This window comes from Deltaproteobacteria bacterium (assembly GCA_016178705.1).
Taxonomy (GTDB): domain Bacteria; phylum Desulfobacterota; class Binatia; order HRBIN30; family JACQVA1; genus JACOST01.
This window is the reverse complement of record JACOST010000030.1, coordinates 456149-473166: the sequence shown is the minus strand read 5'-3', so window position 1 is coordinate 473166 and position 17018 is coordinate 456149. Positions and strand designations below refer to the sequence as shown.

Genomic DNA, 17018 nt, shown 5'->3' with positions numbered 1-17018 from the left:
GTGGGAGGTTCACCGGGAGACAACCATCAACGCCAGTGGCCCGGTGCGGCTGCGCGCGGACCACCACCCCGCCGCCCCCGCAGAGAAGAGGTGTGGCTTTCATCCCGCCCCTTGACAAACCGAACCATGGCAGACGCAGAGCGGGCGGGGTGAGCGGGTCTTCTTCAGACGACTCGCAAGATCGAGTCGCCGGGACTGGGTTGGTAGGTGCAGAAATATCCGGTCTTGATGCTGAGACTCAAATGCCGCGCCAGGCTCGGATGCAGTGATCGGATCGCGTTCAGCGCGGCTTTGATGCGCTTGGTCACGGCTAAGCGGGCGCGCTCGGCGTCGCGCGCCGCGTTGCGATCACGTCCGCCGAGACCGACAGCCGCCGAGAGCTGTTCACCAATCAGTTCCATCTCCGCCCGCGCCCGTTCGATCCGGCCGCGATCGTTGTTGCGCTCCGCCTCTTGCAACTCCTCGCGCAAATCGTCGACGCGGCGCGTGTATTGCGCTTTGGCCGTGGCGTCCAACAGCGGCATCTTGAAATCTTGGTGTGCGCCGGCTTCATGGTTGGCGGCGAACTGCTGCGCTGCGAGGTCAAGGACGTGGAACTCGCGGTCGGGATAGCGAATGAGGTGCGCGAGGTACTGTAGTCCCTTGCTGTCCTTCACACGAAACGTGCTGCCGTCGAAGGCGATCGTCCAATAGTTGCCTTCGCGGCGGAAGATGTTCGGGAGTCGTGCGTCGTGAGTCGTGAACCGTGAGTCGTGGCTCGTGAGCGGTGAGTCGTCAGTCGTGAGTAGTGACTCGGAGAACGGCGGATCCGCGGCCGGCTTGGGCATAACCCGCGTGCCGAAGGTCTCGAAGTGCGCGGCGATGCGCCCCAGTTGTGCTTGCAGCCCCAACCGTGTGGCCAACTCTGTGGCGCGTCGCAGGGTAGCCGTGCTGGTCTCGGAATCGCCAGCCTGATGCTGCGCCATGCCGAGATCCACGAGCACGGCGCAACGGTCGGGCTCCGCAGCGCCAGGCGCATCAAGCAGGCTGTGCGCCGATTGATAGAACCGTTCGGCTTCCTCGTACGCCAGCAGCGCCATGGCGCGATCACCGGCGCGGCGCGCATAGGCGATGGCCTTGGTTGGGTCTCCACCCCGCCCGCCTTCGTAGAAATGATGCGCCAGCTCGGCCAGCAATTCCTGCCCATCCGGCAACTGTTCCATCACCTCGCCAACTCGTTGGTGAAATTTCACACGCTGTGACGCTCTCAATCCGTCGTACAAGGTCTCGCCAATCAATGCATGGACAAACCGATAGCGACCAGGTGCCCCGGGCTGCTCGTCGACGATCCGGGCCGCCACCGCTTCCTCCAATGCCACGGCCACCGCATCGTCCCGCGCTCCCGCCGCGACTCCGAAGGCGGAGGCCAGCACGCGCGGCTGGAACTCTCGACCGATCACCGCGGCGACAGCGAGCACTTCGCGACATGCCGACGTCAGCGGCGCCAGCCGGTGCTCGATCACCGCTTTCACGCCGTGCGGGACCGCGATGTTCCACGCCGCGGTTCCCGGCGCATCGCGCATACGACCCTCGGCGGCCAAGACCCGGACAAATTCGCCCACAAAGAGCGGGTTGCCCTCGGTGCGTTGATGAAGTTGCGCGACCAACTCAGCCGGCGGCGCGGAGCCCACGTGCGCTTCCACGAACTGCGCGATTTCGGATTGATTCAATCCGCGCAGGAGTACCCGCTCGGTCCCCGACGCGCGCAGCAACTCAACCACGGTTTCGGTCAGCCCATCAGATTGAGTTGCGCCCACATCGCGATACGTGCCCACCACCAGCATCGGCACCGCGCGCAGCGCGCGCGCCAGGAACTCCAGCAGCGCCAGCGAGGATCGGTCGGCGCCGTGCAGATCGTCGAGGATCACCACCAACGGCGTTCGGCGCGCGCTGCGGCCGAGGAATTGCGCCACGCTATCGAACAAGCGGAAGCGGCCCTCCGGCGATTCGCTCGGCGCGAGGATGGGAAGCGCGGTGATTTGTTCGCCGATCGCCGGGACAATCTGGACGAGATCCGCCGCCCCGGCGCCGAGAGCGTCGCGCAAGGCGGTCGAATCGAACTGTTGGGCGCAGGCGCGCAGGACTTGGACCCACGGCCAAAAGGCCGGCGCGCCCTCGCCTTCGTAGCAGCGGCCCCACAACACTTGCCCACCGCGTTCTTGCACCGAGCTGGCGAATTCTTCCGCCGTGCGCGTCTTGCCGATGCCGGGCTCGCCGGCGAGCAGGATCAGCCGCCCCCGACCGCCCACTACATCCTCCACTGCGGCTCTCAGGATCGCCATCTCCGGTTGGCGCCCCACGAAGGGTGACGGCGCGGAGACTGGAGCCGAGTCGACCGTTGTGGGCGTTTCCGACCTCAGGATCGACAGCGACGCAGGATTGCGCGATTCACGTGGCGCCACGAGTTCGGGAGTCCGCCCCGTTTGCCCGACATCTGATGACTGGAATCGCTCGTGCAACGCTTGCGCCTTGGCCAAGAGAGGCTTCATGCCAAGTTCACTGGCAGTGGCCACGGCGGCATCCAGCAGCGCGCTGGCCTTCATCCGGTCGCCCGCGGCATGGCGTTCGAACAGCAGGCGCGCGTAGTCGGTCTGCGTCAGGGCGAGATGTGGCCGCGCGCCCATGCGCGAGTTGTGCGCGATGGCATCCTCGAAGTGTTGCGCGGCTTCATCCACCCGGCCCAGTGTCGCAGCCGTCAATCCCACGAAGCGGGCCACCGAGCCCCAGCTCGGGTCGGGTACGTTGCGCGTCTTGAACGGGAGCAGCCGCGGGTAGAGCAGCGCCGCCCGGCGCGTATCGTTGAAGTGCGCCGCGAACTCGCTGAGGACCGCCAGCGCCAGCAGGCGGTTGGTGCGGGAGATGTCGGTGAAATCATGGGCGGCGCAGGCCTCGAATTGCGCGCGCGCCGAGGCCTCATCGCCAACCGCTTGGGCGAGATACAGCAGTGCGGTCCGCATCCCCCAGTTCCACGCCATGTCAGCGATCGGCTGACCCATGGTGTCGCCGTAGTTGGCCGGAACCTGCCCCTGTAGCAAGAGGGGGAAGCCCCCCTGGATCGAGAACATCTGGAACGCAAATGGCTCCTTCGCACGCTGGCCCAGGTCGAGGGCCTCAAGCGCAAGCCGTCCGGCGTCGGCGAAGCGCCCGCGAAACGTGGCGAGCGTGGTGCGCCAATAGAGGACCCAGTACAGCCAATGCGGCAGCCGCAGCGTAGCGGCGCAGCGTGCGAGATGTTCGAGTTCGCGTTCCGCTCCCGCCACGTCTCCCAGGTCGAACAGGCAGCCCAGCCGCATACGAGACGCCTTTGCGGCGATCTCGGTCGACCGTTGCGTCTCACCGAGCGCGACGAGCTCGTTCACCGCCGCCAAGCGCTCGTCGAGGTTCTCCGGCAGACAGGCACAACTGATCCACGTCTCCAGCGCGTCGCTGAGGCCCTGGGGGTCGCCGACGCGGCGCGCAACCACCACCGCCTCGCGACTCAGCTCCGCCGCGTGGGTGAACGTCTCGACGTCAAGGGTCGCGAGCAACGCGTCAGCGAGCGCGGCGAGCACCTTGGCCCGGAGCAAACTGTCGTCAGGACCGAGACCCTCAAGCGCTTCCTTGAGCAAGCGGACACCGTCGGCGTCGGTGTTGCCGATGTCGAGCCGCCAACGGGTGCCCAACACCGCACGGGCGAACAAATCTGGCGTACGCAGCGACCGCGCCAGCGTCGCCGCCTGCCCAAACGTCGCCCGCGACGTGGCGGTGTCGATCGCAACCTTCTGTGCGTGGGCGAGAGTCAGGAGCAGCTCGCAGCGCGACAGGTCGCGCGCCTCATCCAAGCGATCGAGCACGGCAAGCCCGAGGTCGGCGAGACGGACCGCCTCCTCGTAGGCGAGTAGGGTCAACGCGCGTTCGGCGGCACGCTGCGCGTAGACGGCAGCCTTGCGCAGATCCGCCGCAGTACCGGCGGCGAGAAAATGATGCGCCACTTCAGTCAGCAACTCGCCGATCTCCGGTGTTCGCTCCAGCGCCTCGCCGGCGCGCCGATGGAGCTGCTGCCGGCGGCCTGCCAATAGTTCGGCGTACAAGGTCTCGCGCATCAGCGCGTGCGAGAAGCGATAGACGTCTGCCCCTTCTGTCGGACCGACAATCTGATGTTGCATGCCTTCCTCGAGCAACGTCGCCACCGACGTGGTGGACGCGTCGAGCGCCACCACCTCACCGACCACGGTCGCACGAAAGTCGCGACCGATGACAGCCGCAGCCGCCAACAGTTGCCGGCACGAGGGCGAGAGGGACGCCAGCCGCCGCCCGATGACGGCGCTCACGGTGGAGGGTAGCGCAACCGGCGCACCATCCTGCGGCCAGTGCCCCTCGCGTTGAATCAGTTGCACCACCTCCTTGAGAAACAGCGGGTTCCCTTCGGTGACCTGATACAACTGCGTCGCGACCACCCCCGGGGCCTCGACGCCCGCATGGGTGGCGACGAAGCGAGTGACCTCCGCCTGACTCAAGCCGCCGAGGTGCAGGTGCGCATGACCGTTGGGCTGAGTGAGCCCCGCGAGCACATCGCCGAGGGGTGTTCGTGCCGTGAGCGCGGCCGCGCGACAGGCGATCACCAACAACAGGCGCGTCGCTGGCTGCTGCGCCAACAACTCCACTATGAATTGCACAAGCAGCGCCGAAGGCAAGTCCGCGCCTTGCAAGTCATCAATGATGACCACCAGCGGCTGTTGCTCGCTGAGGTGCGTCAGGAAGCGTCCCATGCTGTCGAAGATCCGCTCGCGCGCCTGATTTGGGTCCAGCACCGGCGCCGATGGTAGTTCGGGTATGCGCTCGCGGAACTCCGGCACGAGTTGGACCAGTTCGGCGTCACTGGCAGCGAAAAGTGTGTGCAGTTCAGATGCGCCGACCTTGTCGGCCGCCGAACGAACGATCTGCACCCACGGCCAGAACGCTGGCGCACCTTCGCCTTCGTAACACCGACCCCATAGCGATCGCGCACCTAAGTGGCGCGCGTATGCAGCCAACTCCTCCGCCGTGCGAGTCTTCCCAATACCCGGCTCGCCAGAGAGCAGGATCAATCGGCCGTGTCCCGCGCAGGCGTCGTCGGCCGCTTTGTGTAGGGTCGCCAATTCCTCTGTACGACCGACAAACGAATCGTCGACCGCAACTATGCTCGTCACGTGGCTGCTCGATCTCACGTTCACTAGCTAGCGTGAGACCGAGTTTCCACGCAAGCAAAGGTCAGCGAAATCTCAGTTCTCACGAATTCGGTGGCAACCCGTCGCGCAGACCATTCCGATAGATGCCGGCGACGATGCGTTCGATCGGGGTCTCCTCCAGCGACAGGTCGGTGATTGGCGCGCGCTCGGCGAGCCATGCGATCAACTGCGGCGCCGGCACCTGATCGCGACGGAAGCGCAGCACCAAGCGCTCGGGGCCGCGCTCCTCGACTTCGACGTTGGCGGGAACGGTCGCCGGAGCCGCGCCGTCGAAGTCGACACGCAGACGCCGTTCGTTCCCCAGACTGCGGCGAATCTGCTCGACCGAGCCGTCGTAGACGACACGGCCGTGATCGATGAGGATCATCCGTGGACACAGCCGCTCGATGTCGACCAGATCGTGCGTGGTCAGCAGGATCGTGGTGCCGCGCTCGCGATTTTCGACCGCCAAGAACGTGCGGATGGTCTCCTTCGCGACCACGTCCAAGCCGATCGTCGGCTCGTCCAGAAACAGAATGTCAGGCGCATGGACGAGTGCTGCGGCCAACTCGCAGCGCATGCGTTGACCGAGCGACAGTTTGCGCACCGGCGTGTCGAGCAGGGGACCGATCTCCAACATCGCGACCAAGCGATCGCGCTGCGCGCGGTAGGCAGGTTCGGCAACGCGGTAGATGTGTCGCAGCAAGTCGAACGACTCGATCACCGGCAGATCCCACCACAGCTGCGTGCGCTGGCCGAAGACGACGCCGAGGTGCGCGACGTGCGCCACCCGCTCGCGGCGCGGTTCGCGGCCGGCGACGCGCACCGTGCCCGCGGTCGGTTCGAGCACGCCGGTGAGCATCTTCACCGTCGTCGACTTGCCCGCGCCGTTCGGTCCGATGAAGCCAACGAACTCGCTCGCCGCGATGGTGAACGAAATGCCGTCGACCGCACGCACCACGTCGTGTCCGGTCTCGACGAGATTGCGCAGTGCGCCGAACGCGCCGCGATGGTGGCGCGCGACGCGGTACTCCTTGCGCAGGTTGGCGACTTCGATCATCGCGTCGATCTCAGCGTCCGCTCAATTTCCCGTCGATTCGTAGCGCCGCAATCCGCGCATGAACGCGGCGTGGGCGATCAGCACGACAGCGGCGCACACGGGCGGCGACAACCACGGCATGATCGCCGGCCAGCCCTCGACTTCGGTCCGATGCAGTGCCGCGAGCGCCGGGAAGTAGTTCACGAAGGCGAGCGGAATACCGTAGGTCAGCACGCGCCGAAACCATTGCGCGTAAATCGACACCGGATAACTGAGCGCGGCGCTGCCGCCGTAGGTGAGCATGTTCTGCAGCTCCGAGGTCTCGCCGAGGGTCCAGAACTGCGCCGCCGCACCCAGCATCACCACGCCGGCGAAGAACAACATGCCGCCGCATACGCCAGTCAGCACCCACGCCCAACTGCGCGCATCGAGGTGCAGCGTGATCGCCGCGATCGTCAGCACCAACGCCCCTTGGGCGATACGGCCGAGCTTGCGGATCTCGAACCAGTGCGCGGCGATCTGCACGATCACGCTGCGCGGCCGCAACAGCCAGCGATCGAGTTCACCTTGAATCAAGTAGGTCCCGAAGTGTTCGAAGCCACGCAGGCCGCCCTCGATCGTTGCCCACGACACTTCGACCATGCCGTAGAGCAACGCGAGTTCCGCCAAGCTCCAGCCTTCTAGCGCGCCGAACTTGCGGACGAGAAAGTAGATCGGCAGAAAGTCCGCGACGACCACCAGGAAGTCGACGCTGCTGCGAATGAAGAACGAAGCGCGGTATTGCATCTGTGCGCGCACGCTGGCGCCGATCAGACGGAGGTAGAGGTGAAGTGCTGACATGCGCGCTCACCCGCCCAGCGCGGCGAGCCGTCGCGTGCCGCGCTGCTCGACGACGTGCGACAGCCACAGCAACACGCCGAGCCAGACCACTTGGTGCGCCAGGCCGAACGCGAGTGCCGCGCCGGCAAGTGTACCGTTGGCGATCGCGATCGGAGTGTAGACGGCGCCGCGAAACGGCAGCAGATCGGCCACCCAACGCATCGCGAGCGGATAGAAATCCAGCGGCAGCATCACGCCGCCGAGAAAAGAAAGCGCCAACACCACCACCATGACGGGACCGTGTGCGTACTCCATCCAGTACGCGGTCGCGCCCGCGAGATACATCAGCGCGGCGACGATGCCGACGCCCAAGACGATCGCCAGCGGCGCCCACAGCATCGCCGCGCGATGCGGCAGCGGCAGCCGGTAGATCAGCATCGCTCCAATGTAGAGCACCACCGTGCGCGTCAGCGCGTAGTAGAGCGCCGAGCCGAAGCTCTCCGCCACATGACGCGCCCACAGCGGCACCGGGCGCGCGAGATCGACGACGACATCCCCCGTACGGATTCGTTCGGCGAGTTGAATCCCCGACTGCGCGGTGAGCACGCCGAGCACCATCACCAGCGCCTCGGAAGTCGCGAAGTAGCGCACGGCCTCTTCCGCACGCCAACCCGCTACCTGCGCCCGTCCGCGAAAGAACGCGAAGAACACCTGCGCGTGAATCAGGAAAAAAAAGAAGTTGACGGTGATCCCCGTCCAATTGGCCAACCGATACGCGGCGCGCCGTTGGAATGCGCAGCGAGCGAAGCTCGGGTAGACGCGAAGCGACGCGAAGTACGCCATCTCGATCTGCAAGTCCGGTTGTGAAAGGGCGTGACGGTTACCGCAGATCGCGTCACGACTCAAGCTGATCGCCTAGCTTGTCGGGCCGCGCGCGGCGATTGAGTCCGTCACCGAAACGGAGCACCATGCCGGCATGCCACACGATTCAAACCTGCGGGCATTGCCGTCGGTGGATGCCGTGTTGTCGAGCGCCGGTGCCGCGACCTTGCTGACGCGCTACCGGCGCGAGGCGGTTGCCGATGCCATCCGCGCGCTGCTCGACGAAACGCGACAGGCTTTGCGCAGCAACGGCGGCGCGGCACCCGACATCGATGCTGTCGTCACCCAAACTGCAACGCTGCTGCGTCAAGCCGCGCAACCGGCGCTCCGTCGCGTGATCAACGCCACCGGTGTCGTCGTTCACACCAATCTCGGCCGGGCGCTGCTCGCGGAGTCGGCGATCACGGCAGTAACCCAGGCCGCACAACATCCGGTGAATCTGGAGTACGACATCGAAGCCGGTGAGCGCGGCGACCGCGACGATCTGGTTGAAGACGATCTCTGCGCGCTGACCGGCGCCGAGGCGGCGACGGTGGTGAACAACAACGCCGCGGCGGTGTTGCTCGCGCTCAATACCCTCGCCGAACATCGCGAGGTGTTGGTGTCGCGGGGTGAGCTGATCGAGATCGGCGGCTCGTTTCGCATCCCCGCGGTGATGGCGAAGAGCAACGTGATTCTGCGCGAAGTCGGCACCACCAATCGCACCCACGCCCGTGACTACCGCGAAGCCATCGGCCCGCAATCGGCGTTGCTGCTCAAGGTCCACACCAGCAACTATCGGATTGTCGGCTTCACCGCCGAGGTCTCGCTGCCGGAGTTGGTCGCGATCGGCCGCGAGCACGATTTGCCGGTGATGGAAGATTTGGGCAGCGGCGCGCTCGTCGACCTGTCGCAGTGGGATCTGCCGGCCGAACCGGTGGTCCCCGATCGCCTGCGTCTCGGCGCCGATCTCGTCACCTTCAGCGGCGACAAGCTGCTCGGCGGGCCGCAATGCGGCCTCATCGTCGGTGCACGCGATCTGATTGATCGCATGCGGCGCAACCCGCTCAAGCGCGCCCTGCGCTGCGACAAGCTGACGCTCGCGGCCTTGTCGGCGACGTTGCGGCTGTACCGCTACGATCCGAACCTCAGCGCCACCGTGCCCACACTCCGCACGCTCACTCGTCCGCTCGCCGAAATCGAGCGAGTCGCCGCGCAGGCGTGTCAGTTGCTGCAAGCCGTGCTCGGCCCCGACTATCGAGTTGCGCTGCGGGATGCGCGGTCGGAGATCGGTAGCGGCGCGGTGCCGACGCAGACCATTGCGACCATGGTGGTCGCGGTCACCCATCCGACCATCGCCGCGCATCACATCGCCGCGCGCTTCCGCCGCGCCGATCCGCCCATCATCGGACGTGTCCACGACGGTAGCTTCCTGCTCGACGTGCGTACGATCGAACACGCCAGCGATCTCGTGCCCAACGCATGAGCCTCCACGCGATTGTCGGCACCGCTGGCCACATCGATCACGGCAAGACCGCGCTCATCAAGGCACTCACCGGCCTGGACACCGATCGCCTCAAGGAAGAGAAGGAGCGCGGCATCTCGATCGACCTCGGCTTTGCGCACCTCGACCTCGACGGCGGCGTGCGCGTCGGCATCGTCGACGTGCCGGGGCACGAGCGCTTCATCCGCAACATGCTCGCCGGCGCGCACGGGATCGATCTCGCGTTGTTGGTAGTCGCGGCCGATGACGGCGTGATGCCGCAAACCGAGGAGCACGTCGATATCCTCCACTTGCTCGGCACGCGCAGCGGCGTCGTCGCGATTACCAAGATCGATCTGGTCGACGCCGCGCGTCTCGCCGCGGTGAAGGAGGAAATCGAAGTCCTGCTCGCCGGCACGGCGCTGGAAGACGCGCCGATGCTTCCGGTTTCGTCGGTGACGGGCGAAGGCGTTGCGGCGCTGCGCGCGGCAATCGCGGAGCGGCTCGGCACCTACGCCCGCGCCGAGCGCCCGGGATTCTTTCGCCTGCCGATCGATCGTGCCTTTGTGCTGCACGGCCACGGCGTGGTTGTTACCGGCACCGCGACTTCTGGGACCGTGCGCGAAGGTGACACCATCCGCATTCTGCCGGGGGGTGAGACCGCGCGCGTGCGTTCGGTTCACGTGCACAACGACCTCGTGCGCGAGGGTCATGCGGGCCAGCGCGTGGCGCTCAACCTCAGCGGCGTCGAACGCACCGAAGTTGTGCGCGGCCATGTCGCCTGCAGCCCGGCGCTCGATCGCGCCAGCGATCGCCTCGATGCGTGGGTCGAGCTGCGTCCGGGCGCGCGCCGAGCGGTCGCAACGCATGGTGCAATTCGCCTGTTCGTCGGCACCGCCGACGTGATCGGCAAGCTCGTGCTGCTCGATGCGCGCAGCGAGTTGGCCGCAGGCACGTCATCGTATGCGCAACTGGTGTTGCGCGAGCCGGTGGCGGCACTGCGCGGCGACCGCTTCGTGCTGCGCGACGAGGCGTCGCAGCGGACGATTGGAGGCGGCGTGGTGGTCCACGCCTTTGCCCCGCGCCACCGTCGCAATGATCCGACCGTGTTGGCAGCCGTCACGGCACTGCATCACGCAACCAGCGACGATGCGGTCGTCGAGGCGGTGATCGCATTGGATACCGGCGTGGCGATGGCGCCGGATCTGCTGCTGCAAGCCGCGCACCTGTCGCCCGAGCGCCTACGCGCCGTCCTGCGTTCCGATTCAGGGCTGGTGGTCCTGCCCGAGGTTGAAGCGCCGGAGGCAGTCACCAATAGCGCCAAGTGGCAGCGCGTGCGGCAAGCGACCATCGACGCCGTGATCGAGTGCCATCGTGCGACGCCGCTCGCACCCGGCATCGAGATGGAGTCGGTCCGCACGCGCGTGGCGCCGGATCTCTCGCCGAAGATTTTTCGCGCCGCGCTCGACCGGATCATTGCCGACAAGTTGCTGGTGCGCGACGAGAGTGTCCTTCGCTTACCCGCGCACCGCGTCGCGCTGGGCGGCGCCGATCAAGCGCTCGCAAGTCGCGCCGAGACATTGTTGCGCGACGGCGGCCTGACCCCGCCGGATCTCAAGCAGATCGAGACCGCGCTGGCCGTGCCGCGCGCACGCTTGAACGATTTGTTGCAGCAACTCGAACGCGAAGGCCGTGTGCAGCGCATTGCGCCCGACTTGTACTACGCGGCGGCAGCGCTCGAACGCGCCCGCGGTCTACTGCGTGACTACGTGATCGCGCACGGCGAGATCACCGCGGCCACCTTTCGCGATCTCATCAACGCCAGCCGCAAGTTCTCGATCGCCCTGCTCGACTACTTTGACCGCACCGGCTTCACCCTGCGCGTTGGCGACAGCCGTAAACTGCGACGGCCGTAGCGTGATCTGCCGGGATTGCCCGCGGGGGCTTTGCACACGAGATCACATCGGCGTGTCCGTCATACCGGCGAAAGCCGGTATCCAGGTTGGGGTGTGGGGATCGGATGGATTCCGGTTTTCGCCGGAATGACGAGAGGAATGAGGTTGACGCTTCCGTTTGTGCAAAGCCGCCCGGGCGTGCCGCGTTGACAAAACCGGAGCGTGCCCATAATCGAACACGCGACTCGCGGACAAACGGTATGCGACCTACGTCGGTAGTGGCGGTCCTGCTGCTCAGTTGCGTTGCCTGTGAACGGACCAACGACGCGCCACCGCTGCGTCTGCCGGCGGGTAGCGCCGGCGTGCTGCTGCAACGCGCCATCGACGCCGCCGGCGGCTGGGATCGTTGGCTCGCCGTGCGCGATGTCGCCTTCGTGACCACGTTTACGCTCTACGATCCGGTGGGAAATATTTCGTCAGAGAGCATCGGCATCCACAAGTCTCCGCTGCACCAAGGCCCGCGCGTGCGCTACGAATCGCTCGGCCTGCCGCAGCCGGTCACGCTTGGCTTCGACGGCAAGGATGCGTGGATGCTGCGCGACGGCGCGCCGATTCGCGAACCGGCGCGTCTGGCGCTGTCGCGCTTCAACATGGTCGGCAACATTTTCTGGTTCTCGCTTCCGTTCAGTCTCGCCGAGTTGCCGGTGACAATCACCGACCTCGGCGAGCAGCGCGACGGCGACACGCGCTGGCAACGGCTCAAGGTCACGCTCGATGACGGCGCCCCCGAAGCGCCGGGCGATTGGTTCGTGATCTCGCTCGATCCGCAGTCCGGCTTGATCGATCACGTGCTCGGGCACATCACGGCATCGTTTCTGACGCACAGCTTGTGGGTCGGCAAGTGGCTCGACTATCAAGACTGCGGCGGCATTCGGAAGGAACGGCGGCGGCAATTCTTCCCGGCCGACGCCGAGGGCGCGATCGTCGGCAACATGGTGGTGGAGCAGCTCGTTGAGGACGTTCACTTCAACAATCAGTTTCCGCCGCAGTTGTTCGAGAAGCCGTTGCTCGCCGACGGCGGCAATCCGACGTAGGCGTAAGGCGTGAATCGTGAGTCGTGAATCGTGAGCGTGCTCATGAGCCACAAGGAAATTCTCGCCCGCTCGATTGCGACGCGGCTGCGTGAGGCGGGCTTCACGGCGTACCTCGCCGGCGGCTGCGTGCGCGATCGTTTGCTCGGGCACGAACCGAACGACTTCGACGTCGCCACCGACGCGCCGGCCGAGACTGTGCAAGGCTTGTTCGAGCGGACGGTGCCGGTCGGCGTCCAGTTCGGTGTCGTGCTGGTGGTGCTCGAAGGCCAGCCGTTCGAGGTCGCGACCTTCCGCGCCGATGCCGCCTACGTCGACGGCCGGCGCCCGGCGAGTGTCCGTTTCAGTTCGGCGACGGAAGACGCCGCGCGGCGCGACTTCACCATCAACGGCATGTTCCTCGATCCGGTGACCGACGAGGTGATCGACTACGTCGGCGGGCGCGACGACCTGCGCGCCGGCATCATCCGCGCCATCGGCGATCCGTCGGCGCGCATCTACGAAGACCGCCTGCGGATGCTGCGCGCCGTCCGCTTCGCGGCCCGCTTCGGCTTCGTCATCGAGCCGACCACGTTCGATGCGATCCGCAACGCCGCGCCGCACTTGGGCGATATCGCGTTGGAGCGCATCGGCGACGAGATCGTCCGCATCCTGTGCGAGGGCAATGCCCGGCGCGGCTTTGAGCTGCTCGATGCCACCGGTCTGCTGCCGATGGTGCTGCCCGAGGTCGCCGCGCTCAAAGGGGTCGAGCAATCGCCCGACTATCATCCCGAAGGCGATGTCTTCACCCACACGCTGCTGCTGCTCGCTGAACTCGAGCAGCCCAGCGAGACGCTCGCGCTCGGCGCGTTGCTGCACGACATCGCCAAGCCGGCGTGCGCGCAGCGGCGTGACGATCGCATCACGTTCTACGGCCACTGCGAGCAAGGTGCGGACATCGCCGTCGCTGTCTGTCAGCGTCTGCGCCGCAGCCGCGAGGTGTGGGAGCGCGTCGCCTGGTTGGTGAGCAACCATCTGCGCCTGATTCACGCCGCCGACATGCGCGTGAGCACGTTGAAGCGCTTCCTCGCCCACGACGGCATCAACGAGCTGCTCGCGCTTGCCCGCCTCGATGCGCTCGCGTCCAACAAGGACCTGCGCCACTACGAGTTCTGTCGCGCCAAGCAGGCCGAATTCGGCGCAGCGCAGATCAAGCCGCCGTCGCTGATCCGTGGCCGCGATCTGCTCGCCCTCGGGCTCGACGCCGGCCCACGCTTCCGCGAGATTCTCGATGCCGTCGAAGAAGCGCAACTCGAAGGCCGACTGACGACACACGCCGCCGCGATGGAGTGGGTGCGCGCGCATTACCTGCAACACGAGTAGTGTCGGATCTCACCATCTGGGTCTACCGATCGGCTGGTGCACAATTGGGAGGGCGAGGCTTCTGCCGAGCCGCACTGCGCAGACCGAACGGCTCGCCGGAAGGCTCTGCCGGTGTCCGCATCCTGCGGTGTCCTCATCTTCCCCGACACCGCCAAGCCAAAAGCCATGAGTCTGTGCGATTGAGCGCGCCGCTGGCATCCGGTAGGGTCCCGGCCGTTGCTTATGAACCTCATGATGCGGCGGTGGATCGGCGTGCTTCTCGGAATTGGATTGTGGTTGTTGCCGTTCGCCGCGACCGCGACCATGCTGGGCGACGCCAACTGCGACGGCGCGCTCACCGACGCCGATTTGCCCGAAACAGTCTTGCGCATCTTCACGGAGGTCGATGACGCGTGCGCTGGTGCGGACGCGAACGACGATGGGCTGATCAACGCGGCCGATTTGATCGCCCTGCAGAATCTGCTGCGCCCAGCGCCGACCCCCGTGCCGGCTCCCGGTCCGCGCATCACGTTGTTCGGCATCGCCACCGCCGACGGCAAGCTCGCCGCGACGCTCGGCGACCTCGAGCCCGGGCTGCCGGTGTATTTCAGAGCCGCCGGCAGCGGCTTCAAGATCTTCGTCGAAGCCGCGCCAGGGCCGTCAGGCAAGAGCCTGGCGTTTCGTCTGTTCGACTCCAATCCGGACAATCCGGCGCGGCGGCCCGATCTGCAGATCCAAGCCAATCAGCCACTCGGCAACGGTAGCCCCGCGGTCTGCGACGGCGGCGGCGTGCCGGCGATTGATCCGCCCGACTTCAGTATCACGCAGCCGATCTCCGACGCGCTCAACGATCTGGCTTGCCAATTCGATGTCGCAAGCAGCTCACGCGGCGCGTGTACGCAAGACGCCTTCGGACAAACTGCCTTTCTCGATTCGAAGAGCCGCGGGCAGTATTGTCTGTCGGTCGATAGCACGTTCCGCTTTGGCGATGGCGACACGCTGCTCAGCGTGCAGCTGCGCGACAGCGATGGCAATCTGGGTACGCCGGCGCGCCTGATCGTCCGCGTCGGCGGCCCGATGCCGGCCACGTTCACTTCGGTTCCAACCCCGACCGCCACAGTGCCACGACCCACTCGCACGCCCTCATTCACGCGCACGCCGTCACCGATCGCCACCGCCACGACGACGCGGACGATCACTCGCACCAGCAGCGCAACGCGGACCGCAACCGATCAGCCCACATCAACCGCGATCACAGCGCTGTCGCCCACCGCGACAGCCACTGGCCCAACCGCGACGCAAACCTTCACCACAACTCGCACGCGCACACCCACCGTCACCGCGACGCGCACGCCGTCGCGGACGGTGACGCGCACTTCCACACCGACCGTGACGTCCACACCCACGGTGACCTTCACACCGACGGCGACGCCATCGATCACGCCATCGCCAACGCCGACCATCGCACCCGGCCCTATCGTGTCGTTCTTCGGCCTCACGTCGGCCAGCGATCGGCCCCTCGATCCAGTGGCAGTGGAAGACGGCATTCCAGTCTACGAACCATCAGGATTGGGATTCCAGATTGTCGTCGAGGGCGCGATCGGTCGGTCACGGAAACCGCCGGGGGGATCCTCGTTCAGCGACGATCCCAGCGCTCGACCGGATCTGCAGATCGTCGCCAGCCGACCGCTCGGCAATGGCAGCCTGGAAGTCTGCGACGATATTCTTCCTTTGGTCGGCGGCGTACCCGCGGTCGATCCCCCGCGCTTCGATGCCGATCAGGAGATCACCGACGCGATCAATGACCTGGGCTGCCGTTTCGACAACGGCAGCGGGCTATCGATTTCTCGGTCGTGCGGCACGACTAGTCCCGGACCGAGCTCGACGGGCTGTGTCATGTTGAGCGATTCGGGTGATCTCGGCTGCGTCGGGCTTAACTCGACGGAGCAGTTCTGTCTGCGGATCTCGCGCTTCCTCGCGCTACCAGCGGGGGACACACTGTTCTTGGTGCGCCTCCGCGACAAAGCCGGCAACCTCGGCGAGCCAGCGCGCATGATCGTGCGCGTGCCGGAATCGTGAGATGTGAATCGTGAGACGTGATCCGGACTCACGATTCACGAATCACGATTCACGCTCGTCAATGAATCGTCGGTAGCGGCGCGACGGTCTTCTCATCGTCGAGCCGCGCCAACACGCGCGTAGCGATCGCTCGGAAGGCGAGGCTCTGCGGATGCTCCGGTTCGGCGACGACGATGGGCTCGCCGGTGTCGCAGTGCTCGCGGATCTCGCGCACCAGCGGAATCTCGCCGAGCAGCGGAATGCTGAACTGCTCGGCCATCTTCGCGCCGCCACCGTGGCCGAACAAGTCGGCGCGATCACCGCAACCGGGGCAGATGTGAAAGCTCATGTTCTCGATCACACCAAGCACGGGCGCGTTGACTTGCTGAAACATGGTGATGCCGCGCTTGACGTCGAGCAACGCGACATCTTGCGGTGTGGTGACGATGACACCGCCCGAGAGCGGCGCCTGTTGCACGATGGTCAACTGCGCGTCGCCTGTTCCCGGCGGTAGATCGAGCACGAGGACATCCAGCTCGCCCCACTCGACCTCGCGCAGGAACTGCGTCAGCAGTTTGTTGATCATCGGGCCGCGCCAGATCACCGGCGTGCGTTCCTCGATGAACAGCCCCATCGAGATCACCTTGATGCCGAACTTTTCGATCGGGATGATGCGCTTGTCGTCGGTGGACGTCGGGCGGTCGGTGAGCCCGAGCATCAACGGCACGCTCGGTCCGTAGACGTCGGCATCCAACAATCCGACCCGTTGCCCGAGTGCGTGCAACGCCAGCGCGAGGTTGACGGCGACGGTCGACTTGCCCACCCCGCCCTTGCCGCTGGCCACCGCGACGATGCGTTTGATGCCGGGAATGCCGGCGCGCCCCGGCGCCGCGCGGCGAACCGGCTGCTCCGGCGCCGTAACCGCGACTTCGACCATGTCGAATCCCATCGCTGTCACGGCCTGCACGACCGCGTCACGAATCTGCCCGAGCACGTCGGGGTTCTCTGTCGTCGGTGTCAACGTGACGGTAACACCCGCACTCGCCACCTCGACGTCCTTGATCAATCCGAACGACACGATGTCGCGCGTGTAGCCCGGATATTTCACCTTCTTCAGTTCGTCGAGAATCTGTTGCGGGGTTGGTGTCGCCATTCGTTCTCCAGAGCGGGCACCGTAGCGGGAATCGCCGCGCGCTGCCAGTGAGG

10 protein-coding genes are annotated in these 17018 nt (G+C 66.1%); 5 read left to right on the top strand and 5 right to left on the bottom strand.

All coding sequences use genetic code 11. From position 1 onward, the window contains the following. Positions 1-164: 164 nt before the first annotated feature. The 4 genes from HYR72_23160 to HYR72_23145 all read right to left on the bottom strand — a co-directional run bounded on the left by HYR72_23160 (position 165) and on the right by HYR72_23145 (position 7989). Positions 165-5207 (bottom strand): AAA family ATPase, encoded by a 5043-nt coding sequence (locus tag HYR72_23160; GenBank protein ID MBI1817887.1) that lies wholly within the window; start codon positions 5205-5207, stop codon positions 165-167. A 79-nt stretch (positions 5208-5286) separates the two neighbouring features. After that, complete coding sequence (locus HYR72_23155; protein ID MBI1817886.1) at positions 5287-6285, bottom strand: ABC transporter ATP-binding protein; 999 nt, start codon at positions 6283-6285, stop codon at positions 5287-5289. Positions 6286-6306: 21 nt separating this feature from the next. After that, entirely contained in the window at positions 6307-7104 is a 798-nt protein-coding gene (locus tag HYR72_23150; GenBank protein MBI1817885.1) for an ABC-2 family transporter protein, read from the bottom strand. 6 nt (positions 7105-7110) lie between these two features. Continuing rightward, positions 7111-7989, bottom strand: coding sequence for an ABC-2 family transporter protein (locus HYR72_23145; protein MBI1817884.1), 879 nt, complete (start codon positions 7987-7989; stop codon positions 7111-7113). A 70-nt stretch (positions 7990-8059) separates the two neighbouring features. On the opposite strand from HYR72_23145, the gene selA reads away from it, so the two are divergent. The 5 genes from selA (at position 8060) to HYR72_23120 (ending at position 15833) form a co-directional block, all read left to right on the top strand. Then, complete coding sequence (gene selA, locus HYR72_23140; protein ID MBI1817883.1) at positions 8060-9430, top strand: L-seryl-tRNA(Sec) selenium transferase; 1371 nt, start codon at positions 8060-8062, stop codon at positions 9428-9430. Further along, positions 9427-11343 carry a selenocysteine-specific translation elongation factor gene (selB, locus tag HYR72_23135; GenBank protein MBI1817882.1) on the top strand — a complete coding sequence of 639 codons (1917 nt, stop codon included), beginning with the start codon at positions 9427-9429 and terminating at the stop codon, positions 11341-11343. The genes selA and selB overlap by 4 nt, the downstream gene beginning before the upstream one ends. A gap of 239 nt (positions 11344-11582) precedes the next feature. Further along, positions 11583-12416 (top strand): hypothetical protein, encoded by an 834-nt coding sequence (locus tag HYR72_23130; GenBank protein ID MBI1817881.1) that lies wholly within the window; start codon positions 11583-11585, stop codon positions 12414-12416. Between the two features lie 42 nt (positions 12417-12458). Further along, on the top strand, positions 12459-13775 hold the full coding sequence (locus HYR72_23125) for a CCA tRNA nucleotidyltransferase (GenBank protein ID MBI1817880.1): 1317 nt from the start codon (positions 12459-12461) through the stop codon (positions 13773-13775). A gap of 231 nt (positions 13776-14006) precedes the next feature. Next, a complete protein-coding gene (locus HYR72_23120) occupies positions 14007-15833 on the top strand; it encodes a hypothetical protein (GenBank protein ID MBI1817879.1) in 1827 nt (608 codons plus the stop codon). A 58-nt stretch (positions 15834-15891) separates the two neighbouring features. On the opposite strand, the gene apbC is transcribed toward HYR72_23120, so the two are convergent. Continuing rightward, positions 15892-16965 (bottom strand): iron-sulfur cluster carrier protein ApbC, encoded by a 1074-nt coding sequence (gene apbC, locus HYR72_23115; protein ID MBI1817878.1) that lies wholly within the window; start codon positions 16963-16965, stop codon positions 15892-15894. Positions 16966-17018 lie beyond the last annotated feature (53 nt).